The following is a 25,255-nucleotide window of genomic DNA, read 5'->3' as shown; positions in this document are numbered from 1 at the left end:
GAGCACCGGAGGGGGCCGGGGCACATGAGCGAGCAGGGGGAGGCAGCGTCATGAGCGAGCCGGAGAACCAGGGGCCCGGGGCGGCCGGAACGGACCCCGCCCCACGCGCCTGTCAGCGCCCCGACTGCGACGGCACCTACGAGGACGTCGGCGGCGGCGAGCTGTACTGCGACACGTGCGGCCTCGCCCCGGTGGTGTCGCCGACGGGCATGGTCGGCTCGCCCCCGACCGGCATCACGGCGGGCGGCCGCGACTCGCACGGCTCACGCGGCTCACGCGGCTCGCGCGGCTCGTCGGGCAGCAAGAGCTCCGCCGGCAACAGCTCGGGCAGCAGCCGCAGTTCACGCACGTCGTCGCAGTCGTCGAAGTCCCGTCGCTCGGTCTCCGGGCGGCTCTCGCGTTCGCTCTCGGGCCGGGCCTCGGGCCGCTCGGTGTCGGTGCGCAGTTCCGGCGCGGGCACGGGCTCCTCCGGCCGGGGCCGGCTCGGTGCCGGGCTGGTCCAGGTGCCGCCGATCCCGCGCCCCGATCCGCGCACGATGGTGCTGGACGATCCGGAGGTGCCCGAGCGGAAGCGGTTCTGTTCGCGTTCGGACTGCGGTGCGCCGGTGGGCCGGGCCCGCAGCGGCCGGCCGGGGCGTACGGAGGGGTTCTGCACCAAGTGCGGTCACCCGTACTCGTTCGTGCCGAAGCTGCGTTCCGGGGACGTGGTGCACGGCCAGTACGAGGTGGTCGGGTGTCTGGCGCACGGCGGACTGGGCTGGATCTACCTCGCCGTGGACCGGGCGGTGTCGGACCGCTGGGTGGTCCTCAAGGGCCTGCTGGACACCGGCGACCAGGACGCGATGGCGGCGGCCATCTCCGAGCGGCGCTTCCTCGCGGAGATCGAGCACGCCAACATCGTGCGGATCTACAACTTCGTGGAGCACCTGGACCAGCGTACGGGCTCCCTCGACGGCTACATCGTCATGGAGTACCTGGGCGGCAAGTCGCTGAAGGAGATCGCCAACGCCCGCCGCACACCGGAGGGCAGACGTGACCCGCTGCCGGTGGAGCAGGCGTGCGCGTACGGCATCGAGGCGCTGGAGGCGCTCGGTCATCTGCACAGCCGGAACCTGCTGTACTGCGACTTCAAGGTCGACAACGCGATCCAGACCGAGGACCAGCTGAAGCTGATCGACATGGGCGCGGTGCGCCGGATGGACGACGACGAGTCGGCCATCTACGGCACGGTCGGCTACCAGGCGCCGGAGGTCGCCGAGGCGGGCCCGTCGGTGGCGTCCGACCTGTACACGGTGGCGCGTACGCTCGCGGTCCTCACGTTCGACTTCCAGGGGTACACGAACGTGTTCGTGGACTCGCTGCCGGACCCGGACAGCATCGAGGTGTTCCGGCAGTACGAGTCGTTCTACCGGCTGCTGGTGCGCGCCACCGATCCGGATCCGGCGCGCAGGTTCGCCTCCGCGCAGGAGATGACGGAGCAGCTGACGGGTGTGCTGCGCGAGGTGGTCTCGCTCCAGTCGGGCCGCGCCCGCCCGGCGCTGTCCACGCTGTTCGGCCCGGAACTGAGGGTGACGGACACGGAGTTGTTCCCGGCCCTGAACGGGGAGGTGTCCCGCCTGGGCAGCCGGACGCCCCGTCCCCGCCGCGGACGGCCCGCGCTCCCCCCTGCGGGCGGCGCCCCGGCCGCTCCCGCCTCTCCCGCCGCTCCCACCGCTCCCCCGTCGGCCCTCGTCAGACCCGTCGACTGCGCCCCCGCGGCCCTCGCGCTCCCGGTGCCGCACGTCGATCCGGCCGACCCCAACGCCGGTTTCCTGGCAGGCCTGCTGACGTCCGCGCCGGGCGAGCTGATCAACGCGCTGGCCGCGGCGCCCGCCCCGTCCGCCGAGACCCGGCTGCGCGAGATCCGGGCCCGGCTGGAGACCGGTGAGCGGGCCACCGCCCTGGAGGCGCTGCGCGCGCTGGAGGAGCAGGATCCGGACGACTGGCGGGTGGTCTGGTACCGGGGCGTGGCCGCGCTCGTCACCGGCGACCACGAGGGCGCCGCGCTCGCCTTCGACGCGATCTACGACGCCTTCCCGGGTGAGATCGCGCCCAAGCTGGCGCTCGGCCTGTGCGCGGAGGTGCTGGGCCAGTTGGACAACGCGGCCGAGTACTACCGCCTGGTGTGGGCGACCGACCCGAGCTATGTGAGTGCCGCGTTCGGGCTGGCCCGGGTGCGCCTGGCGGCCGGGGACCGGCACGGCGCCGTACGGACGCTGGAGTCGGTGCCGGAGTCCTCGATCCACTACACGGCCGCCCGGGTGGCGGCGGTGCGGGCACGGCTGCGGGGACGCGCGGCCACGCCCGGCGATCTGACGTTCCTGGACGATCTGGCCGCCGCCGCGGGGCAGGTCGAGGCCCTGGAGGCGTACGGTCTGGATCCGGCGCGGCGCGAGTCGCTGTCGGCCGAGGTCCTCGGCTGCGGGCTGGACTGGGTACTCTCCGGGGGCCAGGGTTCCGCCCCTCCCGCCGCCGGGGGACGGACGCTGCTCGGCAGCGGCCTGGACGAACGGGGCCTGCGCTTCGGCCTGGAGCGTTCGTACCGCACGCTGGCCCGGCTGGCGCGCAGCGGCGAGGAGAGGATCGACCTGGTGGAACGTGCCAATCGTTACCGCCCCCGGACGTGGGTGTAGTTGATGTCGCAGATGCCTCAGCCGGCCGCTCTGTCGAAATGCCCGAGCTGCGAGGAACCCCTCGAGTCGGGTGATCGTTTCTGCGGTGCGTGCGGATACGACCTGTCCGCGGTTCCCGCGCGCCCGCAGGACGAGCCGACGATCACCCTGAACGGTGCGGTGCCGCCCCAGGCGCCGGCGGACCGTACGCGCCCCCGGCCGCCGTCGGCCCCGCCCGCGGCCCCGGCGTGGCCCGCGCCCGGCCCGGACGGCTCCGTCGACGGCCCCCCGACCCACCAGCCCACGGACGTGCCCGGCACGAACTCGGACGGCTCCCCGCTGTCCGGCGGCAGTCCCGTACCCCCACCCCCACCGCTCGTACCGCCGGTACCGGCCCCGGCCCAAGCGCCCGTCCCGGCCCCGTCGTCCGGTGTGCGCCTCGACCACCGCGCGCAGCCGGACGCGTCCCACGCGTCCCACGTACCCGCCCCCGCCCCGCAGGGCGGCGGCGACAGTGCCCGGCAGCCCGCACAGCCCGCACAGCCCGAGGAGTACCCGCTCCAGGCGCCCGACCCGCGGGTGACCGCGGAACCGGAGCGGCAGCCCGCCGCCGGCCCGGCGGTGTGCGTGGCCTGCCGTGCGGGCAGGGTGGACGATGACGGCTACTGCGAGAACTGCGGCCACGCCCAGCCGCGCGAACGGGACCACATGGAACAGGAATGCGGGCCCCTGGCCGCGGTCAGCGACCGCGGACTGCGCCACCACCGCAACGAGGACGCCTTCGGCATCGGCACCACGACGCTGCCCGACGGTTCACCCGTCTCCGTGGCGATCGTCTGTGACGGCGTCTCCTCGGCGACCCGCCCCGACGAGGCGTCCATGGCCGCCTCCCGCGCGGCCACCGAATCCCTGCTGGCGGCCCTGCCGCGCGGTACGCATCCGCAGCAGGCGATGCACGACGCGATCATCGCCGCCTCCGACGCGGTCAACGCGCTGGCCGGCGAACCGGCCGCGGCCGCCCGTGAGCACGACGCGCACCAGAACGCCCCGGCGTGCACCATCGTCGGCGCGGTGGTGACGGCCGGGCTGCTGGTGGTCGGCTGGGTCGGCGACAGCCGCGCCTACTGGGTGCCGGTGGACCGCTCCGCGCCCACCGCCCGGCTCACCGAGGACGACTCGTGGGCCGCGCAGATGGTCGCCGCGGGCCTGATGGGCGAGGCCGAGGCGTACGCCGACCACCGGGCGCACGCGATCACGGGCTGGCTCGGCGCCGACGCCTACGAACTGGAGCCGCACACCGCGTCCTTCAAGCCGGACCGGCCGGGAGTGGTCGTGGTCTGCACGGACGGTCTGTGGAACTACGCGGAGTCGGCCGACGACATGGCCGCGGCCGTCCCCGCCGACGCCGCCGCGCGCCCGCTGCACGGGGCCCGGGTGCTGGTCGGTCACGCCCTCGACGGCGGTGGCCACGACAACGTAACAGTGGCCCTCGTGCCGTTCCCGGCCGTCCCCCAGGGGGCAGGATCGGCCTGAGGCCGCGTACGGGAGACCCTCACGGGCTCTCGCGGGGAAGCCTCGACGGACCGGAGGGGACCGGTCCGCCATCCGTCGTCGCCCCGCGCCGCCGGGGCACCCGAGGGGGATCGAACAGGCATGGCCATCTTGTCGAAATCGAACGTGCCGCAGTTCTCGGTGGACGTGTACCAGAACGAGTACCTGCCGGAGGGCGGCCGCGAGGTCAACGCCATCGTGACGGTGACGGCGACCGGCGGCGGCACCGTCGGCAGCGCGGTGACGGCACCCCACCTCTACTCGCCGGGTCAGGGGCCGTCGGCGGCGGTGGTGCTCATGGTCGACTGCTCGGGCTCGATGGACTACCCGCCGACCAAGATGCGCAACGCCCGCGACGCCACGGCCGCCGCGATCGACGCCCTGCGGGACGGCGTGCACTTCGCCGTGGTCGGCGGCACGCACGTGGCCAAGGAGGTCTATCCGGGGGGTGGCGGCCTGGCGGTCGCCGACGCCGCCACCCGCGAGGAGGCCAAGCAGGCCCTGCGGAAGCTGAGCGCGGGCGGCGGTACGGCGATCGGCACCTGGCTGCGGCTGGCCGACCGGCTGCTGGCGGCGGCGGACGTGGCGATCCGGCACGGCATCCTGCTCACCGACGGCCGCAACGAGCACGAGTCGCCGGAGGACCTGAAGGCGGCCCTGGACGCCTGCGCGGGGCGGTTCACCTGCGACGCCCGCGGTGTGGGCACCGACTGGGAAGTGAAAGAAGTCACAGGCGTCGCCTCCGCGCTCCTCGGCACCGCCGACATCGTCGCCGACCCGGCCGGTCTCGCCGCGGACTTCACGCGGATGATGGAGACGGCGATGGGCAAGGAGGTCGCGGACGTCTCACTGCGGCTGTGGACCCCGGTCGGCACGACGGTGAAGTTCGTCAAGCAGGTCGCGCCGACGGTCGAGGAACTCACCGGCCGGCGCAGCGAGTCGGGGCCCCGGGCGGGCGACTACCCGCTCGGTTCCTGGGGTGACGAGTCCCGCGACTACCACGTCTGCGTGGAGGTGCCCCCCGCGAACATCGGCCGGGAGATGCTGGCGGCCCGGCTCTCGCTGGTGATTCCGCAGCCCGACGGCAGTGTTCAGAACCTCGGCGCGCAGGGTCTGGTGCGGGCCGTGTGGACGGACGACATGGCCGCCTCGACGTCGATCAACCCCCAGGTCGCCCACTACACCGGGCAGGCCGAACTGGCACAGGTCATCCAACAAGGGCTGGATCTACGCAAAGAGGGCGATATCGACGGAGCAACGGCCAAACTGGGCCGGGCGGTTCAGCTCGCGAGTGCGTCCGGCAACGCGGATACTGCGAAACTGCTTGCGAAGGTGGTGGACGTCGTCGACGCCGCGACCGGTACTGTGCGACTGAAGGCGAAGGTGGAGGAGGCCGACGAGATGACTCTCGAGACGCGGTCGACCAAGACCGTTCGTGTGAAGAAGTGATCTGTAAGTAATCGAGCCCGACCCCTCGGGGTTGGAGAAATCCGGCCGGAACCGGCCGGACAAGGAGAGGGGGAAGCGCCGACATGCCGACCTGCCCGAACGGACACCAGTCGGGTTCCGACGACTGGTGCGAGGTGTGCGGTCACCGCATGGCGGGTGCCGTGCCCCCACCTCCTCCCCCGCCCCCCGCGCCCGGCGGTGGCGGCGGCTACGGCTTCCCGCCGCCCGGCGGTCCCGCCGGCGGCCCGGGTGGCCCCGGCGGCTACGGCGGCCCCGGCGGCCGGTCCGAGCTGTGCCCGCAGTGCCGTACGCCGCGTGAGGGCGGCGCGCCGTTCTGCGAGGAGTGCCGGTGGAACTTCCTGACGAACACGGCGACCACGTACACCCCGGCCGCCCCGCGCCCGCCGGCCCCCGGCCCGGGACCCGGCCCCGGCCCGGGCGGGCCCTTCCAGCAGCAGCCGCCCGGACCGTCGTACGGCGGCGGTGACTCCTACGACTACCAGGGCTCGCGTCCCTCCCAGGTGAACCGGCCCGCCGAGCCGATCCCGCCGGGCCCGCCCGGCTTCGGCGGCGACCCCTCGCGACCGGTACCGCCGCCCCCGCCCGGACACGGCGGTCACGGGGGCCCTGGAGGCCCCGGTGGCCACGGAGCCGGCCCGGGTGGCCCCGGCGCCCCGCAGGCGTTCCAGTCCGGACCGCCGGCCCCGCCCGCGTACCCGCAGGACACCGGTCACCCGCAGCCGGGCGGACCGGCCTTCGGCGGCGGTGACGACGACTGGGTGATCCCCCCGCCGAACGGCGGCCCGGGCGGTCCCGGCGGCCCTGGTGGCCCCGGCGGTGGCCACGGCGGTCCCAACGGACCCGGTCAGCACGGCGGCGGCTACGGCTATCCGCAGCCCGGCGGCGGCGGTACCCAGGCACCTCCCGGACCCGGTGGCTACCCGCAGCAGCCCCACCGGCCGCAGGGCCCGGCCACCTGGACCGCGACCATCGGCCCGGACCGTGACTACTTCATGGCGATGATGCACCGCTCCGGCCCCGAGGCCGCGGGCCTGAACCTGCCCGCGTACTCGCCCGAGCAGCAGCGTCAGCTCACCGGCAACCAGATCACCATCGGCCGCCGCCGCCACTCCACCGGCGACACCCCCGACATCGATCTGTCCACACCGCCGGAGGACCCGGGCGTCTCGCACCAGCACGCGGTACTGGTGCAGCAGCCGGACGGCACCTGGGCGGTCGTCGACCAGAACTCGACGAACGGCACGACGGTCAACGGCTCGGACGAGCCGATCCAGCCGTTCGTCCCGGTCCCGCTCCAGGACGGCGACCGCGTCCACGTGGGCGCCTGGACGACGATCACCATCCGCCGGGGCTGAGCACACCCCGGACAGCACGGCTAGGACGAGGGCACCGGCCAGACGTGCGGCCCGTGGGGGTCGTCCAGCCAGGCCCGGTCGCCCTCGGCGCCGGCGGTCAGGCCGTAGCGTTCGCGCTGCGGCCTGCCCTCGCTCTCCCACAGCTCGTACGCCTGCCGCGGTCCGAGGGCGCCCGAGGTCAGCTCCAGCAGGAACCGGAACAGGTCGCTGCCCAGGGCCGCGCCCGGCACCTCCTCCAGGTCCTGCGGCTCCGGCCACGAGCGGCCCGTACCGCGCAGCGGCACGAAGTAGGCGGGCGTGTGCAGGAAGCGCCCCTCGGCGTGCCCGGCGTCGTGCACGGTGAGCGCGAGCAGGCCGGTGGCGAACGGGGCGAGGATCCGGCCGCCCGGACGGCACTGGGCGAGCCAGGCGCGCGGTACGGACGGCAGGGCGCAGGTCGCGATGATCCGGTCGTAGGGGGCGCGTGCGGGCACTCCGCGCGCGCCGTCGCCGGTGACGACGGTCGGGTGGTGTCCGGCGGCGTCGAGGTGCCGGCGGGCCGTCTCGGTGATCTCCGGGTCGAGGTCGACGGTGGTGACCAGGTCGTCGTCGCCGAGCCGGTGCGCGAGCAGGGCGGCGTTGTACCCGCTCCCGGTGCCGATCTCCAGCACCCGCTGCCCGTCCCTGAGGTCCAGGCCGGCCAGCATCAGCGCCATGAGGGAGGGCTGGCTGCTGGAGGAGAGCAGTTCGCCGTCGCGCAGCCGGATCGCGAGCGGGGTGTCCTCGTACGCGCCGCGCAGCCACAGCTCGCGTGCGACGCGGTCGGGGTGCTCGCCCCACCGGCGTTCGTAGCCGCCGACGACGCCGACGTAGTAGTACGGCACGAACAGGTGGCGCGGTACGGCGGCGAACGCCCCCCGCCACACGGGGTCGGCGTCGAAGGCCCCGCTCGCACCGATCTCCCGCACGAGCGCCGCCCGCGCCGCCCCGGCGAGAGCCTCGAACGCGTCGGACGCGTCACGGTCCTGGCCGCCCATGTCTCCACAGTACTTAGGCCCGGAGTCCTACGCCGTGGCGTCTGAGACCATGGACGGCGTGACAGAGATTCGGCGCGGCACGCTTCAGGAGCAGACCTTCTACGAGCAGGTCGGCGGGGAGGAGACCTTCCGCCGGCTCGTCCACCGTTTCTACGAGGGAGTGGCCGAGGATCCGCTGCTGCGGCCCATGTACCCCGAGGAGGACCTGGGCCCGGCCGAGGAGCGCCTCGTCCTCTTCCTCATGCAGTACTGGGGCGGCCCCACCACGTACAGCGAAACCCGCGGCCACCCGCGACTGCGCATGCGCCACGTCCCGTTCAAGGTCGACCGCGCGGCCCACGACGCGTGGCTGAAGCACATGCGCGACGCCGTGGACGAACTGGACCTCCCCGAGGAACACGAACACACCCTGTGGAAGTACCTGACCTACGCGGCAGCCTCAATGATCAACTCCCCCGACTGATCAGCAAAACCAGCCCCACTGGGGGTGCCCCCTCTGGGGGAGTTTGAGGAGCGGGGGTCCGGGGGCAGCGCCCCCGGGGACGGGACGGGAAGGGGCGGCGGGGGCGAAATCCCCCCACACCCCCACCCCACGGTCACATACCGGACCCCCACCCCCACATTCCGATCACGATCCGATCAAACCGGCCCCCCGAACGGTTACCCCCACCCACCCCCCTCTGACAACATCACCCCCGAAGGCCCGGTCAACCACGGGGGGTTGAGTGACTGCGCCAGCGACCTCCGCACGCTTCGTACTCGCCCGCGCCCACACCCACCGCCCCCTCCTCACCGCCGCCCTCCTCACGGTCCTGCTGACCACGGCCGTCCTCGCCACCCTCACCGCCTACTCCACCACCATCGGCGACGCCTCCCTCCGCCACGCCCTGACCCACCCGAGCGCCCCCGCGAGCACCACCCTCGCCGTCGAGGCCGAGGTCCCCGCCGACCGCACCGCCACCGACCGCACCGCCGCCGACGCCGCCGTACGCGAGGGCGCGCGGGCCGCCTTCGACGGTCTGCCGGTGACGCTGCGCACCCTGACCCGCTCCGGCCCGTACGCCCTCCCCGCCACCCTCCGCACCCCGGACCGGGACCGGGACCCGGACCAGGACCGGCGCGCGCCGAGCGACGACCCCGACCTCACCCACCTCGCCGCCCTGGACCGCACCCACATACGCCTCACCGCCGGCCGTATGCCCGCCAAGGCCACCGGCCCGGAGATCGAGGCCGCCCTCCCCGAGTCCGCCGCCCGGGCCCTCCGCCTGGAGCCTGGCGCCCGCCTCACCCTGGACGACCGTCTCGACGGCCCCCCGGTGACCGTGCGCATCACCGGCGTGTACCGCCCCGTGGACACGGCCGCCCCGTACTGGCGGCTGGACGAACTCGGCGGCCGCGGCATCGTCACGCTCCACTTCACGACGTACGGCCCCCTGCTCGCCGACCCCTCCGTGTTCACCGGCGACCGGGTCAGCACGGGCCCCTCCGGATGGCTGGCGTCGGCCGACTTCTCCGCGATGACCACCGAGCGGATCGACGCGCTGCGCGAGGCCGCGCGCGAGGGCGCCGCCGCCCTGCCGAAGGCCGGCGCGCTGGGCGGCACCGCGACCGCCACGACCGAGCTGCCCGCGGTTCTGGACCGGGTCGAGCGCTCCCTGCTCGTCTCCCGTTCCACCCTGCTGATCATCACCCTCCAGCTCACCCTCCTCGCCGTGTGCGCCCTGCTGCTGGTGGCCCGCCTGCTGAACGCCGAACGCGCGGGCGAGACCCGGCTGTTGCGGGCCCGCGGCGCCTCCCGCGGCCGGCTGGCCCGGCTCGCCGCGCTGGAGGCGCTGCTGCTGGCCGTGCCCGCGGCGCTCTGCGCCCCGCTGCTGGCGGGTCCGCTCATCCGGCTGCTGGCCGGGCAGGGATCGCTGGCCCGGATCGGACTGCGGCTGGACGCCTCCGTCGCCGCGGTCGCCGGACAGGGCGCGGTGTGGCTGGTGTCGGCGGGGGTGGCGCTGGGCTGCGCGCTGGCCGTCACGGTTCCGGCGCTGACCTCCTCCTTCACGGCCGGCCGCCGTGCCAGGCCGCTGCCCGGCGTGGTGCGCGCGGGGGCGGACCTGGGGCTGCTGGCGGTGGCCGGTGTGGCGTACTGGCAGCTGAGCCGCCGGCCCTCCGGTGCCGTCGGTGAGGACCTCGGTGTCGATCCGCTGCTCGTGGTCGCCCCGGCGCTGGCGCTGCTCGCCGGTACGGTGCTGGCGCTGCGGCTGCTGCCGCCGGCGGCGCGGCTGGCCGAGCGCCGGGCGGCGGCCGGCCGGGGGTTGCCCGGGGCGCTGGCCGGCTGGCAGTTCAGCCGCAGGCCGATGCGCGGGGCGGGTCCGATGTTGCTGCTGGTGCTCGCCGTGGCCCTGGGCATGCTGGCGATCGGCCAGGGCTCGTCGTGGCAGCGTTCGCAGGACGACCAGGCGGACTTCCGGGCCGGTGCGCAGGTGCGGGTCCTCACTGCGGACGCGGGTTTCGGCCGTACGCAGGCGTACGCGGCCGTCCCGGGCGTACGGCGGGCGGCTCCCGCCTCCCGTACGGCGGTGCAGCTGTCCGGTGGACGGACGGCGACCGTGCTCGCGCTGGACACCGCCGGCGCGGCGGGGACGCTGCTGATGCGTCCCGATCTGGCGCCGGTGCCGGTGCCCGCGCTGGTGGCCCCGCTGGCGCCGAAGGGACGAACGGAGGGCGTGCGCGTGCCGGCGGGCACCGGCCGTCTGGAGCTGACGGCGCGGCTGCGGGGCGCGGGCGCGGAGACCGAGGTCGATGTCAGTGCCACCGTGGAGGACTCCTCCGGCGTCCCGTACACGCTCGGTCTCGGCGCGCTGCCCGCCGACGGCCGGTCCCACGGCCTCGCCCTCGACCTCACCGCGGCCGCCGAGGCGCCCCTGGGCGAGCTGACGCTGACGGGGATCCGGCTGGACCTGCTCCAGCCGATCGGGAAGGGTGAGCGGCACCGGCTCACCCTGGCGGCGCTGACCGCCCAGGACGCGGACGGCCGCGAGCGGGAACTGCCGCTGCCGGACACCTGGGAGCTGTCCGCCCGCGCGGACGGCGCGGGGTCCGCCCCCGGCGAGGAGACGAGCCCGACACGGCCCCGTGCGGTCCCGGGCGATCCGGCGACCCTCACCTACGACACCGGTTATCTGCACCCGGACCTGTCCTGGCAGCCCTCGCCGCTCACGATCGGCCTCCGGGTGCGGCAGCCGGCGGTGTCCGAGGTCGGCGCCGTGGCCACGGACCGCTACCTCGACTCCACGGGCGCCCGGCCCGGTCAGCGGGTGGACGTGCGGATCGGCGGGAGCACGGTGCCGGTGCGGATCGTGCGGGCGGTGCGGGAGCTGCCGTCCACGCCGACGGGCGGGAAGGACGACGGGGGCGCCCTGCTGGTCGATCTGCGGTCCGTCAACCGGATGCTCCAGGCACGCCAGGGCGAGAGCCTGCCGCCGAACGAGTGGTGGCTGGCCGCCGAACCGGGCGCCACGAAGCGGGTGGCCGAGGCGCTGCGGGCCCGGCCCGACATCGACCCGTCCCGGGTGGTGGTGCGGGACGAGATCGCCGGGGAGCTGCGCGACGACCCGTTCGGCGCGGGTCCCGGCACGGCGTTCGGCGCGGCGGCTCTCGCGGCGGCGGCGCTGGCGGCGGTCGGGTTCGCGGTGAGCGCGGCAGGGTCGCTGCGCGAGCGGTCGGCCGAGTTCGCCGTGCTGCGCGCCCTCGGCGCCTCCCGGCGGCGGCTGGCCCGGGTGGTGCTGGTCGAACACGGGGTACTGGTCGGGGCGGCGCTGACGGTGGGCGTGCTGCTCGGCGCGGTGCTGGCCCGTGCGGTGATCCCCCTGATCATGCTGACCGCGGAGGCCACCCGCCCGGTGCCGCAGGTCCTGGTGGAGCTGCCCCCGCTCCGGGTGGCCGCCCTCCTGGCCGCCGTGGCCACGGCCCCGCTGCTGATCACCGCCGCGCCGGCACTGCGCAGGGCGGCCCCGGTGACATCCCTGCGCGACGAAGGCGGCAACTGACATGACCGCCCCCACCCCGGACCGCCCCCGGACCACCACCTCCCGCTCCCGTACGCCCGGTGAGACGGCCCCCCTGCCCGTCCCGGATCCGGCACCACCCGGGCCCGCCACCCCCCAGCAGCGCCCCCACCGCCCCCTCCCCCGGCCTGCCCGCCCGGCCACCCCCCGAGCGGTCCGGGAGCGCGCCCGGGGTGCCGTACCCACCACCGTCCCGGTACCACCCCCGACCAGGACGCTCCACGGCCGGCACGGCCCTGCCCGCCCGGCCACCCCCGGAGCTGTCCAAGGACGCGGCCGGCAATGCCGTACCCACCGCCGTCCCCCCGCCGACCCGGTACCGCCCCCGACCGGGACGCTCCGCAGGCGGCGCGGCTCCGCCTGCCGTACCACGGCCCGAGTGGGAGGCTGACGTGACCTTCGGACGTACGAGGCGGCCGCGTGTCCTCGCCGGCTGGGTGCGTACCCGGCTGCGGTCGGCGCCCGGGGCGGCGGTGGCGCTCGCGGTGCTGGTCGCGGTGACCGCGTTCCTCACCGCCGCGCTGCCGCTCGCCGTCGACCGGTACGGCGACGCGGGACTGCGCGGGGCGGTGGAGACGGCCGGGCCCTCCCGTACCACCGTCCGGCTGTTCACCGCCGACGCCGGCATGGTCGTACCGACGCGGGAGCGGGAGGCGGACCTGCGCTCGGAGGCGGTGCGCGGACCCCACGCCGCACTGCTCCGGCTGCCGAGCGGATCGCTCCCCCTCGACCGGGACCAGTCCGCCCACGGCGTCCGCACCACCGACCCGGTGCCGGTCCCGGACCCGGCGGGACTGGCCCGGCCGTCCGGGCTGCCCCCGCAGTTCCACCTCGTCGCCCAGAACGACCTCGCCGGCCACTCCCGGCTGCGGGAGGGCCGGCTGCCCAAGGCACCCGACGGCGCCGGCGCGGCGACCCCGGCGGTCGAGGCGGCCGTCACCGCCGAGACGGCCCGGAAGCTGAACATCGAGGTCGGTTCGGTCCTGCGGGTGCCCGGTCTGCAGCGCGCCCCGCTGACCGTGCGCGTCACCGGCGTCGTCGATCCGCGCGCCCCCGCCGAGGCGTACTGGTCGGCCTTCCCCGTCCTGCGCACCCCGCACCTGATGAACGTCCCCGACGATCCCCAGCGCAGCGTCTACTGGGTCGGTGCGCTGCTGCTGCCCCCGGACGCGGCCCCGGCGATCCTGGCCACCGGTCTCCCGGAGCGGTACTGGAACCTCGTGCCCGAGGCGTCCGCGCTGCACGGCCACGACCTGCCGCGGCTGAGGTCCGCCGTGGCCTCCCTGGAGGCGGGCCCGCTGCTCCAGCAGGCCCGGGCGGCCGTCTCGCCGACCGTGGAGGTGGACACCGCGCTCGACGAGGTGCTCGGCGAGTACGGCGCGCTGCGGTCGGCGATCGACTCGCTGGTCGCCGTCGCCGCCTTCGGCACCGGGGCGGTCGCGGCGGTCGTCCTGCTCATGGCGGGCGGGCTCGCCGCCGACCGGCGCCGCGCGGAACTCACCCTGCTGCGCGCCCGCGGCGCCTCCCTGCGCGGTCTCGCCGGCCGGCTGCTGGCGGAGACCGCGGTGGTCGCCGTGCCCGCCGCGGCCCTGGGCCTGGCCGCCGCCCTGCTGCTGCTCCCGGGGGCCCGTACGGCGTACGCGGTGGCCGCCGCGGTCGCCGTCACCGTCCTCGCCTGTGCGGCGCTGCCGCTGCGGGCGGTCGTCGCGCACCGGACGGTCCGCGCCCACACCGCCCGCGAGGACGTCGTCGCCGCCCGCCCGTCACGGCGTCGCACGGTCGCCGAACTCACCCTGGTCACCCTGGCGGCCGGCGCGGTCGTGGCACTGCGCACGCGCGGTACGGCGGACGGAGAGGGGGCGTCCGCGGACCCGCTGGTGTCCCTGGCGCCGGTGCTGGTGGGGGTGATCGCCGCCCTGGTGCTGGTACGCCTGTACCCGCTGCCGCTGCGCGGGCTGGCCCGCCCGGCGCGGCGGCTGCGCGGCGTGGTCGGCACGCTGTCGCTGGCCCGCGCCGGCCGTACCTCCGGTTCCGCGGTGCTGCCGCTGCTCGCGCTGGTGACCGCGCTGACCACCGCCGCGTTCGGCGGTTCCGTCCTCACCGGTGTGGCCGACACCCGGGACCGCTCGGCCCTGCTGGCCGTCGGCGCGGACGCCCGCGTCGAGGGGGTGCGGGAACTGCCGCCCGAGCTGGCCGGGAAGGTCCGGCGCGCCCCCGGCGTCGAGGACGTCACCGTGGTGGGCGTCGCCTACTTCGCCCAGCCCACGGACGGCGGGCCGACGGTCCCGGTGGCCGTCGTCGACCCCGCCGGATACGCGGCCCTCGCCCGGCACACGGACATCGGCGCGTTCGACCCCGGCCTGATCGAGGCCGCCGGGGACGCCGCGACCGTGCCCGCCCTGGCCTCCCCCCAGGTCGCCGACCGCTACGGCACCGACCCGGTCCGGATGGGCCTGGGCGACGGCGGCTTCATCACCGTACGGATCGTGGCGGTGCGGGAGCGGACGCCGGCGGTCACCGGGGAGGAATTCCTGGTCGTGGACCGCTCCGGGGCGCCCGAGGGCTCCGCCCGGCCCACCTCGCTGCTGGTGACCGGCGACCGCCCGGACGGCGGCGCGCTGCGCGAGGCGGCGGGCGACGCCGCGCGGGTCCACCTCCGCACGGAGGAGCGCGCGGGGTACGCCGACTCCCCGCTGCAGTCCGGCGCCGAACGCGTCTACGCGGCGGCCGTGGCGGCGGGCGCCGGGTACGCCGTGCTCGCGCTGCTGCTGACCCTGCTGCGCGCCGCACCCGAACGGGCGGCGCTGCTGGCCCGGTTGCGCACCATGGGCCTCACCCGCGCCCAGGGCCGCCGGCTGCTCGTCCTGGAGTCCCTGCCGCAGGCGCTGCTCGCGGCGGCCGGCGGCACGGCCACGGCCTGGGCCGCCGTGCGGCTGCTGGCACCCGGTGTCGACCTGACGACCCTCGCCGTCGCCTCGTCCCCGGCGGGCCGCTCGGTGCTGCGCACCGACCCGGTGTCGCTGCTGGTGCCGGCGCTGGCCGTGCTCGCCCTGGCCGTCGGGATCGCGGCGGTGCAGGCCTGGTGGTCGGGGCGCGCGGGGTCGGTGCGGGAGCTGAGGGCCGGGGATGCCCGGTGAACCTTCCGCCGCCCGCTGTCCCGTCGCGACGACGACTCCCCGCAGGAGGACCCCGATGACCTCGAAGCCGACCCTGGCCGACCTCGCCGGCCGCGTCACGGCCGACCGCGACCGCCCGGCGTACGGCCATGACGCGCTCATCACCTGCGACCGGCTGGTGCGGGTCTTCACCGCGGACGGCGTGGAGGTGCAGGCGCTCCAGGGGCTCGACCTGCTGGTGCGCGAGGGCGAGCTGATGGCCCTGGTGGGCGCGTCCGGCAGCGGCAAGTCCACGCTGATGAACATCCTGGCCGGTCTGGACACCCCGACGGCCGGGGCGGCCCGCGTGGCCGGCCGTGATCTGCTCACGATGACCGCGAAGGCCCGCCTCGCCTACCGCCGTGAGGTCGTCGGCTTCGTCTGGCAGCAGACCTCCCGCAATCTGCTGCCGTACCTGACCGCGGCGCAGAACGTCGCCCTGCCGATGCAGCTGGCCGGCCGCCGGGGCCGGTCCCGCACCGCGCGCCGGGCCCGCGCCGAACGGGCGCTGGAACTCCTGGAGTTGCTGGAGGTCGCCGACTGCCGCGACCGGCGTCCGCGCGAGATGTCCGGCGGGCAGCAGCAGCGTGTCGCCATCGCCGTGGCGCTCGCGGGCGATCCGTCGGTGCTGCTCGCGGACGAGCCGACCGGTGAACTCGACTCCCATACGGCGGAACAGATCTTCGCCGCGTTCCGCACCGCGAACGAGCAGCTCGGCACGACGATCGTGATCGTCACCCACGACCAGGCGGTGGCCGGCGAGGTCCGCCGCACGGTCGCCATCCGGGACGGCCGCACCTCCACCGAGGTGCTGCGCCGCAGCGAGGTGGACGCCGCCACCGGCGACGAGAGGGTGGTCGCCCGGGAGTACGCGATGCTGGACCGCGCGGGCCGCCTCCAGCTGCCCGCCGAGTACACCCGGGCGCTGAACATGCGCGACCGCGTGGCGCTGGAACTGGAACCGGACCACATCGCCGTCCGCCCGGACGACAGCGAAGGCGGCTGAGCCGACCGGCGCGCGCCCGCTCTCAGCGCACGCTGATACCCAGCGCGCCGGTCCCCGACCGCCGTACGGCGACCGATCCGTAGGGCGTACGCAGCCGGAGCCAGCTGCCCGAGGAGAACAGCCCCTGCTCACCGCCGCGCAGGAACCCAAGCGACTGGGCGGCGTGCACCGCCCGCACCGGCAGCCCGGTCTCCGCGACCGTGCGGGACCAGATCTCCCGCCCGATCCGGTCGAGTTCGGCCCGGGTGCGCAGCTCGGGCGCCAACTCCTCCGTACGGGACCGGAATTCCGCGACCGACGCGGCGACGAGCTCCCGCAGCCGCTCGGGCGCGGGCAGTCCGGGCTCGGCCCGCCAGCCGCCGCGCGGCGGCAGCACCCCGGCCCACGGGGGCCCGGTCACCGCCCCCGGTACGGCGGCCGTGGCGGCCGTCTCGTCGACCGACTCCAGCAGTTCACCCGCGGACACGGTCACGTCGAGCGTGACGTCGAGCCCATTCTCGTACGGTTTCGCGAGCCGTACGGCGCGGATCGCGAGCACCTCGAAGGAGGGAGGCCGGCCGAAGACGGCGAGCGCCGTACCGGCCGCCTGGAGCCGCACCGCGGCCGAACGGTCGTAGTGCAGCAGCCGGGAGAGGAAGGCCCCGAGATCGGCGGCCTCCCCCTCGTTGGCGAGCTGGAGCACCGTCATGCGGCGACGGCCTCCTCCTCTTCGCCGGCCGGCTCGTCCATGTACTCCCGGAGGAACGCGCGCTCCTCACCGGTGATCCGGCGCGGACGCTGCGCCTCGAAGTCGAACGGCACGATCACCGTCGACGCGCGGACGTAGACGAGGTCGTCGTCCTTCACCTCGTAGGTGAGGGTGAAGGACGCCGCCCTGATCTCGGTGACCCACAGCTCGACGTCCACGGGCGTGTGCCGGTGGACGAGCTGCCGCTTGTAGTCGATCTCGTGGCGCGCCACCACGGACCCCTGCTTGAAGTCCTTCTCCGGGCGGAACAGGAAGTCGATACGGGCTTCCTCCAGGTAGCGGAGGAACACCACGTTGTTGACGTGGCCGTACGCGTCCATGTCCGCCCAGCGCAGCGGGCAGCGGTAGATGTGCCGCAAGATCGATCAGCCCCGGGTCAGCTTCTTGTAGGTGGCACGGTGCGGACGCGCCGCGTCCGGGCCGAGCCGCTCGATCTTGTTCTTCTCGTACGACTCGAAGTTGCCCTCGAACCAGAACCACTTGGAGTCGCCCTCGTAGGCGAGGATGTGCGTGGCCACACGGTCCAGGAACCACCGGTCGTGGGAGACGACCACGGCGCAGCCGGGGAACTCCAGCAGCGCGTTCTCCAGGCTGGAGAGGGTCTCGACGTCGAGGTCGTTGGTCGGCTCGTCGAGGAGCAGCAGGTTGCCGCCCTGCTTGAGGGTGAGCGCCAGGTTCAGCCGGTTGCGCTCACCGCCGGAGAGGACACCGGCGGGCTTCTGCTGGTCCGGCCCCTTGAACCCGAACGCGGAGACGTACGCCCGCGACGGCATCTCGACCTGGCCGACGTTGATGTAGTCGAGCTCGTCGGAGACGACCGCCCAGAGGGTCTTCTTCGGGTCGATGTTCTCGCGGCTCTGGTCGACGTAGGAGATCTTGACGGTGTCGCCGACCTTGATGGAGCCGGAGTCGGGCTCCTCGATGCCCTGGATCATCTTGAACAGCGTGGTCTTGCCCGCGCCGTTCGGACCGATGATGCCGACGATGCCGTTGCGCGGCAGCGTGAAGCTGAGGTCGTCGATGAGGAGCTTCTCGCCGAAGCCCTTGGTGAGGTTGTTGACCTCGACGACCACGTTGCCCAGGCGGGGGCCCGGCGGGATCTGGATCTCCTCGAAGTCCAGCTTCCGCATCTTGTCGGCCTCGGCGGCCATCTCCTCGTAGCGGGCCAGACGCGCCTTGGACTTGGCCTGCCGCCCCTTGGCGTTCGACCGCACCCACTCGAGCTCGTCCTTCAGGCGCTTCTGCCGCTTGGCGTCCTTCGCGCCCTCGACCTTGAGGCGCGCGGCCTTGGTCTCGAGGTACTTGGAGTAGTTGCCCTCGTAGCCGTGCAGCCGGCCGCGGTCGACCTCGCAGATCCACCCGGCGACGTTGTCCAGGAAGTACCGGTCGTGGGTGACGGCCACGACGGTGCCCTCGTACTTGGCGAGGTGCTGCTCCAGCCAGTTCACCGACTCGGCGTCGAGGTGGTTGGTGGGCTCGTCGAGCAGCAGCAGGTCGGGCGCCTCGAGCAGCAGCTTGCACAGCGCCACGCGGCGCTTCTCGCCACCGGAGAGGTTGCTGACGGGCCAGTCGCCGGGCGGGCAGCCCAGGGCGTCCATGGCCTGCTCCAGCTGAGCGTCGAGGTCCCAGGCGTTGGCGTGGTCGAGCTGCTCCTGCAGCTTGCCCATCTCGTCCATGAGCTCGTCGGTGTACTCGGTCGCCATCTGCTCGGCGATCTCGTTGAACCGGTCGAGCTTGCCCTTGACCTCGGCGACGCCCTCCTGGACGTTCTCCAGGACGGTCTTGTCCTCGTTCAGCGGGGGCTCCTGGAGCAGGATGCCCACGGTGTAACCGGGAGTGAGGAACGCGTCACCGTTCGACGGCTGCTCGAGGCCCGCCATGATCTTCAGAACGGTCGACTTACCGGCACCGTTCGGACCGACGACACCGATCTTCGCCCCCGGCAGGAAGCTCAGGGTGACGTCGTCGAGGATCACCTTGTCGCCGTGCGCTTTGCGCGCCTTGCGCATGGTGTAAATGAACTCAGCCAAGAGAAACCGTCCGGCAGCTTGAAATCTGGCAGTGGGCAGATACACCCCATCTTGCCCGACCGCTACCCCTGGGGGGAAACCCGTTCGTCACGAGGCCTCTGACCTGGGCTTTCCCGGGTCAGTCGCCGGGCGGGGTCTGGCGGCGGCGGGTGATGACCAGGCCCGCCCCGCCGAGGACGACCAGGGCTATCGCGGTGCCGGTGATCCACGGGGTGGCGCTGGAGGCGCCGGTCGCGGCGAGGTTGGTGTCGGTGGGGGTGCCCGCCAGGGGGCTGGGGGCGGTGAGGGTCTGGGTGGTGATGTCCGCCTCGGCGGCGCGGGTGCGGCAGTCGAGCATGCCGGTGAAGCGCTGCTCGAAGCCGGCCGGTCCCTCGAGGGTGAAGTCGTACCGCTGGTCCTCGTTGAGCGGGACCGTCACGGTGGTGGTCCCGCCGGCGGCGACGGTGTGCTCCGCACCGGCCAGCGTGAAGGTGAACGGGGCGTCGCCGCGGTGGGTGACGGTGAGGTCGACGCCTCCCTTGGCGCAGTTCTCGCGGGCGGACACGGCGGGGGTCGCGCCGTCCTCCGACCAGGTGGCGGTCGCGGTCGCGGAGACGGTCGACTCGCTGGAGCCGGCCAGGATCTGGGTCTGGCTGCGGCTCTCGGAGACGAAGGCCCGGCCGACCGGCACCGTCGTGGCGGCGTGGGCGGTCAGCCCGACGGTGTCCGCCGGCTCGTCCTCGGGCACGTCGAAGTAGATCGTGCTGCCGTCGGTGGCGGTGGTGACGGGTGCACCGTTCGCGTCGACGATCCGCACCCCGGTCGTGGCGGCGTCCGCCGGCGGGGAGACCGTCACACTGTGCGCGTCGGTTCGGACCGTCACCGGGCCGATCCGCTCGCCCGGGCGGCCGGTCACGGCCGGCGGGTCGAGGGTCAGGGACGCGCTGGGCTCCTTCTGGTCCCGGGCGTGCCGGTGGAGGTAGTCGGCGAGCTGCTCGGCCTGGGGGTCGAGGGCGTCCACGTCCACGTCGTCGGAGTAGCGCCAGATGGCCACCTGGGTGCCGGCCGCGGCGTCCTCCTCGGTGAGCTGGCCCCGGATGCCCGCCTTCTTCGCGAGTGCCGCGAGATCGTTCACCTGCGGGTAGGAGTTCCGCAGGATCCAGCGGATGCGGCCGGCGTCCTCGTTGACGCCCAGCGAGGTGCCGCTCCAGGAGGTCTCGTGGTACTTGGCGTCCTTCTGGGTGGGGGTGTGGACGTCGACGCAGTACGTGTGCAGGGTGCCGCCGCCCTCGACGGACAGCTCGAACAGGCCCGCGGACACCTGGGTGTCCCCGCCGGCGCCGCGTATGACGGCGGCGCCGTGTGTCTTGAGTTCGCCTATGGTCGCCGTGGCTCCGCTGTGTCCCGGTGCCGTCCCGCCGGCGTCGGCGGCGGCCGTCCCGGCGCCGGCCAGCACGGTGGTGGCGACCAGTCCGGACACCAGCGTTCCCGCCGCGAGGCGGGCCGACCCACGTCCGCGCGCGGTCCACGCGGAGAACGAAACAGACACCTAATTCCCTTCCAAGCAGGACCCGTTGACGCGGGGGGACGGTCCCACCAGCAGAATCACCGGCACCGAGAGCCACCGGAGCCGTCCCGGCATCCTAAGGAGACGCCGGACAGCGCTTGCCGGTGATCGCGTCGGAGGCGGGATCCGACTCGGAATCGTTATCGCCGGGGCCCCGGCGAGCAGGGCTTATCGACAAATCCACCCGGGTGGTTTCGGTATGCACCTGTCGATAAGCCTCAGTTCGGCCGGCGACAGGCTGACGTCACGTCACCGTGGCGGGTTCCGGGCGCTGTTGGCTGCTCTCCTCGTCAGCCGGTGATGAATTAACTGGCCCGGTCTCCCAGTTGGGTTCGGGGCGGTCCGTCACGGCCGCCGCTCCTTCCGGGCGCGGGGCGCGGCGGAAGGCCGTGGTGCCCCGGGTGAGGTCGTGGCCGATCGCGACCGCGTCGATGTCCGCCGACATCCAGCCCTGCTGCCCCTCCCGCGTCTCCGTGCGCACCTTCAGCCGGCCCTGGACGATCACCGGCTCGCCCACCGACAGGGACGCCGCGGTGTTGGTGGCGAGCTGGCGGTTGGCCCAGACCGTGAAGAAGTTGGTGTGTCCGTCCGCCCAGGCGCTCTTCTCCCGGTCCCAGTACCGGGAAGTGACCGCCACCCGGAACCTCGCTGCCGGGCCGGACGCCGTCTCCCGGTACACCGGCCGTGTCGCCACGTTCCCCACCACGCACACCATCGTCTCGTTCATCGTCTCTGCCTCCCTCGCCCGCGCCCGCCGGCTGTCACTCCGGCGCCGGGCGGATACGCGTACGGGCCCGTCCCGTACGGCTGCCGTCTGGCGCGGCGGCCGCGGTCCGTGCCGCGATCGCCGTGGAGCCAGACTGCCGCCGTCGGGCCGGGCCCGCCGAGCGCTGTGGACGGCCCGCGGCCTGTGGACATCCCCGCCACCCGAACGAGGGACCGCCCCGCCGGACGGGGGCTCGGCCCCCGTCCGAGCCGTCGGCCGGTGGGCTCACCCCGTCCTGGCCACCACCCCCGCGACCCGCCCGTACTGCTCCCGTACCTCCCGGTAGCGCAGGAGTTCCGCCGCCACCGGGTCCAGGACGCGGGCCCGTCCGCAGCCGGAGGCCGCCTCACGCAGCCGTCTCTCCGCCTCCAGTCCGTACCGCCGGGCGGGACCCCGGGCGGCCATGCGGCAGCTCCACTCGATGAGCGGCCCGCCGACGATGCCGATCACCATCAGCAGCACCGGCACCCCCAGGTTCGGTGCCATGACACCGATGATCTGGGCCAGCAGCCAGAGCCCCCCGGCGAACTGAAGGCCCGTCATCGAGACCTGGGCGAGCACGGCCACCGGCCACCACCCCGGCCGCGGCGGCCTCCCCGGAGGGAGTCCCGCGCGTACGGCGAGTTCGTCCAGCGCCTCCGGCAGCCCCTGGGAGCCGCGTGCGGCCGCCTCCCGTACCGCCTGCGCCCACGGCGCAGGCAGTCCGGCCGAGGCGCGGTCGGCGACCGTGCGCACCGCCTGCTCCACGCGCTGCCGGGCGGTGGCCTCCTCGTCGTGCTGGCCGCGTGGCACGGGCCTGCCGGTGGACGGCTCGCCCCGCTCCTGGCACCAGCGCCACAGCCGCAGCCAGGGCGTGCCGCACGCGCGGTTCGCGTTGCGCAGCCAGGCGCGTTCGGCGGCCTCGCCCGCCGCGGTGGCGCCCACGGCGTCCGCGAGCCGGTCGGAGAACTCCTCGCGCGCCTCCTCGCTCAGCCCGGTGCGCCGGCGGTTGGCGTACGCGGGCCACAGCCGGGCAGCCGCGATGTCCACGTCGGCGGAGATCCGGCGGGCCGGGGCGCCGCGCTCGGCCACGAACCGGCCGAGCGCCTCCCGCAGGTCGCCGACCCCGTCGCCGGTGAGCGCGGACAGGGCCAGCACGGTCGTGCCGGGTTCGCCGTGCTCGCCGAGGGCGATGCCGTCCTCGTCGAGGAGCCGCCGCAGGTCGTCCAGGACCTGCTCGGCGGCCTCGCCGGGCAGCCGGTCGGTCTGGTTGAGTACGACGAACATGACCTCCGCGTGGGCCGCCATGGGCCGCAGATAGCGCTCGTGGAGCATGGCGTCGGCGTACTTCTCGGGGTCGACGACCCAGATGACCGCGTCGACCAGCCCCAGTACGCGGTCCACCTGCTGCCGGTGCTGCGGGGCCGCCGAGTCGTGGTCGGGCAGGTCGACCAGGACGAGTCCGCGCATCCGGTCGTCGGCGTCCGCCGCAGCCTGGAGGGGGCGCCGTCTGAGCCGGGGCGGGATGCCGAGGCGTTCGATGAGGCCGGCCGCGCCGTCGCTCCAGCTGCACGCGATGGGCGCGGCGGTGGTCGGCCGCCGCACACCGGTCTCGGAGATGGGCACCCCGGCCAGCGCGTTGAACAGCTGCGACTTGCCGCTGCCGGTGGCGCCCGCGATGGCGACGACGGTGTGCCGGCCGGAGAGTCCGCGCCGCGCTGCGGCCTCGTCGAGGACCCGGCCCGCCTGGGCGAGGGTGCGCTTGTCGAGCCGGGTGCGGGAGAGCCCCACGAGTTCGCGCAGCGCCTCCAGCCGCGCCCCCAGCTGCGGGCCGTACGTCAGGGGTGTCACCTTCTGCGGTGTGGACGCCCTCGGCTCCGTCACCCGGCCCTGCTCCTCCCCCGCGCTCCCGTTCACCCGCCGCGCGATCAGCCCGTCGTCCCAGGGGCTCTGGGCGTCCCCGCCGGGAGGACCCCCGGCGTCACGGTCGGAGCACTCGGGGTGCTCGGGGTGCTCGGGGTGCTCGGGGTGCTCGGTGTGGTCCTGGTCAGTGACGGCGGTCACCGGTCACCTCTCCTTCTGCAGTACGGACAACGCGGCGATGAGTTCGGGCTGGGGCTCCGCGTGCACCTCGAGCGTGTCGAGCGGGGCGAGCCGGCGTTCGCGTTCGGTGTCCATGACCCGGTCCACGTGCTCGACGAGCAGCCGTCCGCCGCGGTCGCGCAGCCGCAGCGCCCCGTGCGCGCCGATCCGCTCGGCGAGCCCTTCCCCCGCGGTCCTGGCCCGGCGGCCGCCCAGCAGCGCGGTGGCGACGAGCGCGGCGACCAGCTCGGGGTCGGGCGCGAGGCCCCGTTCCAGTTCCCGCACCTCGTCCTCGGCGTACTCCTCGAGCTCGCGCCGCCAGCGCCGTACGGCCAGTCCGATCCGGTGTTCGGCACTCTCCGGGGCGAAGGCGCGGGCGGCGAGTTCGGGGGCGCCCGCGGCGGGTTCGCGCCGCCAGGCGTCGTCGACGCGTTCGTCGGCGGCGGCGACGGCGCACAGCAGCAGCGCGCCGAGGCTCTCGACCAGGGTGTCGAGGAGTTCCCCCGGGGTGCAGTCGAGGGGGAAGGCGCGCCACCGTTTGAGCGCGTCCCCGGCGAGTACGGCCCCGGCCTGGAGGCGTCCGCGCACACGTGAGTGCTCGCTGTCGTACGCGCTCTCGACGGCGGCGGTGAGCCGCAGCGCGGCGGCGTACTGGGCGGCGGCGGCACCGGCGAGTTCGGGCAGGCGGGAGTTGAGGGAGTCGAGGACTCCGTAGGCGGTGCGGGCCATGACGTGCTGCCGCGCGGCGGGGTCCAGCGTCTGGTGCACGAGCCAGGTGCGCAGTGCCGCCACCGCGGTGGCCGGCAGCAGCCCGCCGCCCCAGGCGGACTCGGGCAGCTCGGGCACGGTGAAGCGCGGTACGTGGCCGAGTCCGGCCTTGGTGAGCAGGGCGCCGTACTGCCGCGACACCTCGGAGACGACCTGGTGGGGGACCCGGTCCAGCACGGTCACCAGGCTGACGTCGTACTCCTTGGCGGTGCGCAGCATGTGCCAGGGGACGGCGTCGGCGTAGCGGGCGGCGGTGGTGACCATGATCCAGATGTCGGCGGCGCTGATGAGTTCGGCGGCGAGGACGCGGTTGTCGGACACCAGGGAGTCGATGTCGGGGGCGTCGAGGAGGGCGAGTCCGGGGGGCAGGCTGTCGGCGGTCTCGACGCGCAGCACACGTGCGGGGTTCTCACCGGGCAGGAGCAGGTCGTCCGCCGGGTCCTGGTGGTGGGGCACCCATACGCGCGTGAGGTCGGGCAGCACCCGCATTCCGCTGAACCAGTGGTGATCCTCCGGATGGCAGACGAGCACCGGTGTCCGTGTCGTCGGCCGCAGCACGCCCGCCTCGCTGACGCGCCGGCCGACGAGGGAGTTCACCAGGGTGGACTTCCCGGCCCCGGTGGATCCTCCGACGACGGCCAGCAGGGGCGCTTCGGGATCTCTCAGCCGGGGCACCAGATAGTCGTCGAGCTGGGCGAGCAGTTCGTCGCGGTTGGCACGCGCGCGTGCGGCCCCCGCCAGGGGCAGCGGGAAGCGTGCGGCGGCGACACGGTCGCGCAGGGCGGAGAGTGCGTCGAGCAGCTGAGGCCGTACGTCCAAGGTCACCACATGCGAAGAATGCCCAATTTTAGGGGAATTCTGAAGCATATGAGCATGTCTGCGTGCCGACAGAACACAAGGGATGGAAGGGGCGACTGAGACACGGACACAGCCCAGGCATAACGAGTGCACAACACCCGGTGCGCGAGAGGTCAAAATCGGTGCACGATTCGTACCTGCCTGCGATTATCAGGACCGCTTCACCGAACCTCCACATCGAGCCACGGAGGAGAGGCGACAGGGACAAGGATGCGGGAG

General features: G+C 74.4%; 16 protein-coding genes. 8 read left to right on the top strand and 8 right to left on the bottom strand.

The annotated features are described in order from the left end of the window. The first annotated feature begins 50 nt into the window (after positions 1 to 50). The 4 genes from ACZ434_RS01580 (at position 51) to ACZ434_RS01565 (ending at position 7,027) form a co-directional block, all read left to right on the top strand. Positions 51 to 2,672, top strand: a complete 2,622-nt coding sequence (locus ACZ434_RS01580; RefSeq protein WP_468450625.1) for a serine/threonine-protein kinase — start codon at positions 51 to 53, stop codon at positions 2,670 to 2,672. Positions 2,673 to 2,675: 3 nt separating this feature from the next. Beyond that, positions 2,676 to 4,184, top strand: a complete 1,509-nt coding sequence (locus ACZ434_RS01575) for a PP2C family serine/threonine-protein phosphatase (protein WP_468450622.1) — start codon at positions 2,676 to 2,678, stop codon at positions 4,182 to 4,184. Positions 4,185 to 4,304: 120 nt separating this feature from the next. Then, a complete protein-coding gene (locus ACZ434_RS01570) occupies positions 4,305 to 5,651 on the top strand; it encodes a vWA domain-containing protein (protein WP_468450620.1) in 1,347 nt (448 codons plus the stop codon). Positions 5,652 to 5,734: 83 nt separating this feature from the next. After that, positions 5,735 to 7,027, top strand: a complete 1,293-nt coding sequence (locus tag ACZ434_RS01565) for an FHA domain-containing protein (protein ID WP_468450618.1) — start codon at positions 5,735 to 5,737, stop codon at positions 7,025 to 7,027. Between the two features lie 20 nt (positions 7,028 to 7,047). On the opposite strand, the gene ACZ434_RS01560 is transcribed toward ACZ434_RS01565, so the two are convergent. Further along, positions 7,048 to 8,043 carry a methyltransferase domain-containing protein gene (locus ACZ434_RS01560; protein ID WP_468450616.1) on the bottom strand — a complete coding sequence of 332 codons (996 nt, stop codon included), beginning with the start codon at positions 8,041 to 8,043 and terminating at the stop codon, positions 7,048 to 7,050. Positions 8,044 to 8,092: 49 nt separating this feature from the next. On the opposite strand from ACZ434_RS01560, the gene ACZ434_RS01555 reads away from it, so the two are divergent. The 4 genes from ACZ434_RS01555 to ACZ434_RS01540 all read left to right on the top strand — a co-directional run bounded on the left by ACZ434_RS01555 (position 8,093) and on the right by ACZ434_RS01540 (position 16,259). Beyond that, complete coding sequence (locus ACZ434_RS01555) at positions 8,093 to 8,506, top strand: globin (RefSeq protein WP_468451763.1); 414 nt, start codon at positions 8,093 to 8,095, stop codon at positions 8,504 to 8,506. Between the two features lie 262 nt (positions 8,507 to 8,768). Next, a complete protein-coding gene (locus tag ACZ434_RS01550; protein ID WP_468450614.1) occupies positions 8,769 to 12,080 on the top strand; it encodes an FtsX-like permease family protein in 3,312 nt (1,103 codons plus the stop codon). A gap of 410 nt (positions 12,081 to 12,490) precedes the next feature. Further along, entirely contained in the window at positions 12,491 to 15,235 is a 2,745-nt protein-coding gene (locus tag ACZ434_RS01545; protein ID WP_468450612.1) for an FtsX-like permease family protein, read from the top strand. A gap of 55 nt (positions 15,236 to 15,290) precedes the next feature. Further along, positions 15,291 to 16,259, top strand: a complete 969-nt coding sequence (locus ACZ434_RS01540; RefSeq protein ID WP_468450610.1) for an ABC transporter ATP-binding protein — start codon at positions 15,291 to 15,293, stop codon at positions 16,257 to 16,259. A gap of 22 nt (positions 16,260 to 16,281) precedes the next feature. Here the strand turns inward: ACZ434_RS01540 and ACZ434_RS01535 are convergent, their stop codons facing one another. The 7 genes from ACZ434_RS01535 to ACZ434_RS01505 form a co-directional block, all read right to left on the bottom strand. Next, positions 16,282 to 16,947, bottom strand: a complete 666-nt coding sequence (locus tag ACZ434_RS01535; protein ID WP_468450608.1) for a DUF8185 domain-containing protein — start codon at positions 16,945 to 16,947, stop codon at positions 16,282 to 16,284. Further along, positions 16,944 to 17,366, bottom strand: a complete 423-nt coding sequence (locus ACZ434_RS01530; protein WP_468450606.1) for an acyl-CoA thioesterase — start codon at positions 17,364 to 17,366, stop codon at positions 16,944 to 16,946. The genes ACZ434_RS01535 and ACZ434_RS01530 overlap by 4 nt, the downstream gene beginning before the upstream one ends. Positions 17,367 to 17,372: 6 nt before the next feature. Beyond that, positions 17,373 to 19,037 carry an energy-dependent translational throttle protein EttA gene (gene ettA, locus ACZ434_RS01525; RefSeq protein ID WP_468450604.1) on the bottom strand — a complete coding sequence of 555 codons (1,665 nt, stop codon included), beginning with the start codon at positions 19,035 to 19,037 and terminating at the stop codon, positions 17,373 to 17,375. A 118-nt stretch (positions 19,038 to 19,155) separates the two neighbouring features. Continuing rightward, the gene (locus ACZ434_RS01520; protein WP_468450602.1) at positions 19,156 to 20,565 is read right to left on the bottom strand and encodes a Cys-Gln thioester bond-forming surface protein; all 1,410 of its coding nucleotides are present in this window, start codon (positions 20,563 to 20,565) and stop codon (positions 19,156 to 19,158) included. Between the two features lie 262 nt (positions 20,566 to 20,827). After that, positions 20,828 to 21,310, bottom strand: coding sequence for a single-stranded DNA-binding protein (locus ACZ434_RS01515; RefSeq protein ID WP_468450600.1), 483 nt, complete (start codon positions 21,308 to 21,310; stop codon positions 20,828 to 20,830). Positions 21,311 to 21,574: 264 nt separating this feature from the next. Beyond that, complete coding sequence (locus ACZ434_RS01510; RefSeq protein WP_468450598.1) at positions 21,575 to 23,392, bottom strand: YfjP family GTPase; 1,818 nt, start codon at positions 23,390 to 23,392, stop codon at positions 21,575 to 21,577. Positions 23,393 to 23,395: 3 nt separating this feature from the next. Continuing rightward, on the bottom strand, positions 23,396 to 25,006 hold the full coding sequence (locus ACZ434_RS01505) for a dynamin family protein (RefSeq protein ID WP_468450596.1): 1,611 nt from the start codon (positions 25,004 to 25,006) through the stop codon (positions 23,396 to 23,398). Between the last annotated feature and the right edge of the window lie 249 nt (positions 25,007 to 25,255).

Source organism: Streptomyces sp. NPDC030893 (assembly GCF_055571535.1).
This window is presented reverse-complemented; position numbering and strand designations above follow the sequence as displayed.

Bases quoted from the DNA above. Each gene is read 5' to 3' on its own strand.
- ACZ434_RS01580 (WP_468450625.1), top strand. From the start codon at position 51: ATGAGCGAGCCGGAGAACCAGGGGCCCGGGGCGGCCGGAACGGACCCC.
- ACZ434_RS01575 (WP_468450622.1), top strand. From the start codon at position 2,676: ATGTCGCAGATGCCTCAGCCGGCCGCTCTGTCGAAATGCCCGAGCTGC.
- ACZ434_RS01570 (WP_468450620.1), top strand. From the start codon at position 4,305: ATGGCCATCTTGTCGAAATCGAACGTGCCGCAGTTCTCGGTGGACGTG.
- ACZ434_RS01565 (WP_468450618.1), top strand. From the start codon at position 5,735: ATGCCGACCTGCCCGAACGGACACCAGTCGGGTTCCGACGACTGGTGC.
- ACZ434_RS01560 (WP_468450616.1), bottom strand. From the start codon at position 8,043: ATGGGCGGCCAGGACCGTGACGCGTCCGACGCGTTCGAGGCTCTCGCC.
- ACZ434_RS01555 (WP_468451763.1), top strand. From the start codon at position 8,093: ATGGACGGCGTGACAGAGATTCGGCGCGGCACGCTTCAGGAGCAGACC.
- ACZ434_RS01540 (WP_468450610.1), top strand. From the start codon at position 15,291: ATGACCTCGAAGCCGACCCTGGCCGACCTCGCCGGCCGCGTCACGGCC.
- ACZ434_RS01535 (WP_468450608.1), bottom strand. From the start codon at position 16,947: ATGACGGTGCTCCAGCTCGCCAACGAGGGGGAGGCCGCCGATCTCGGG.
- ACZ434_RS01515 (WP_468450600.1), bottom strand. From the start codon at position 21,310: ATGAACGAGACGATGGTGTGCGTGGTGGGGAACGTGGCGACACGGCCG.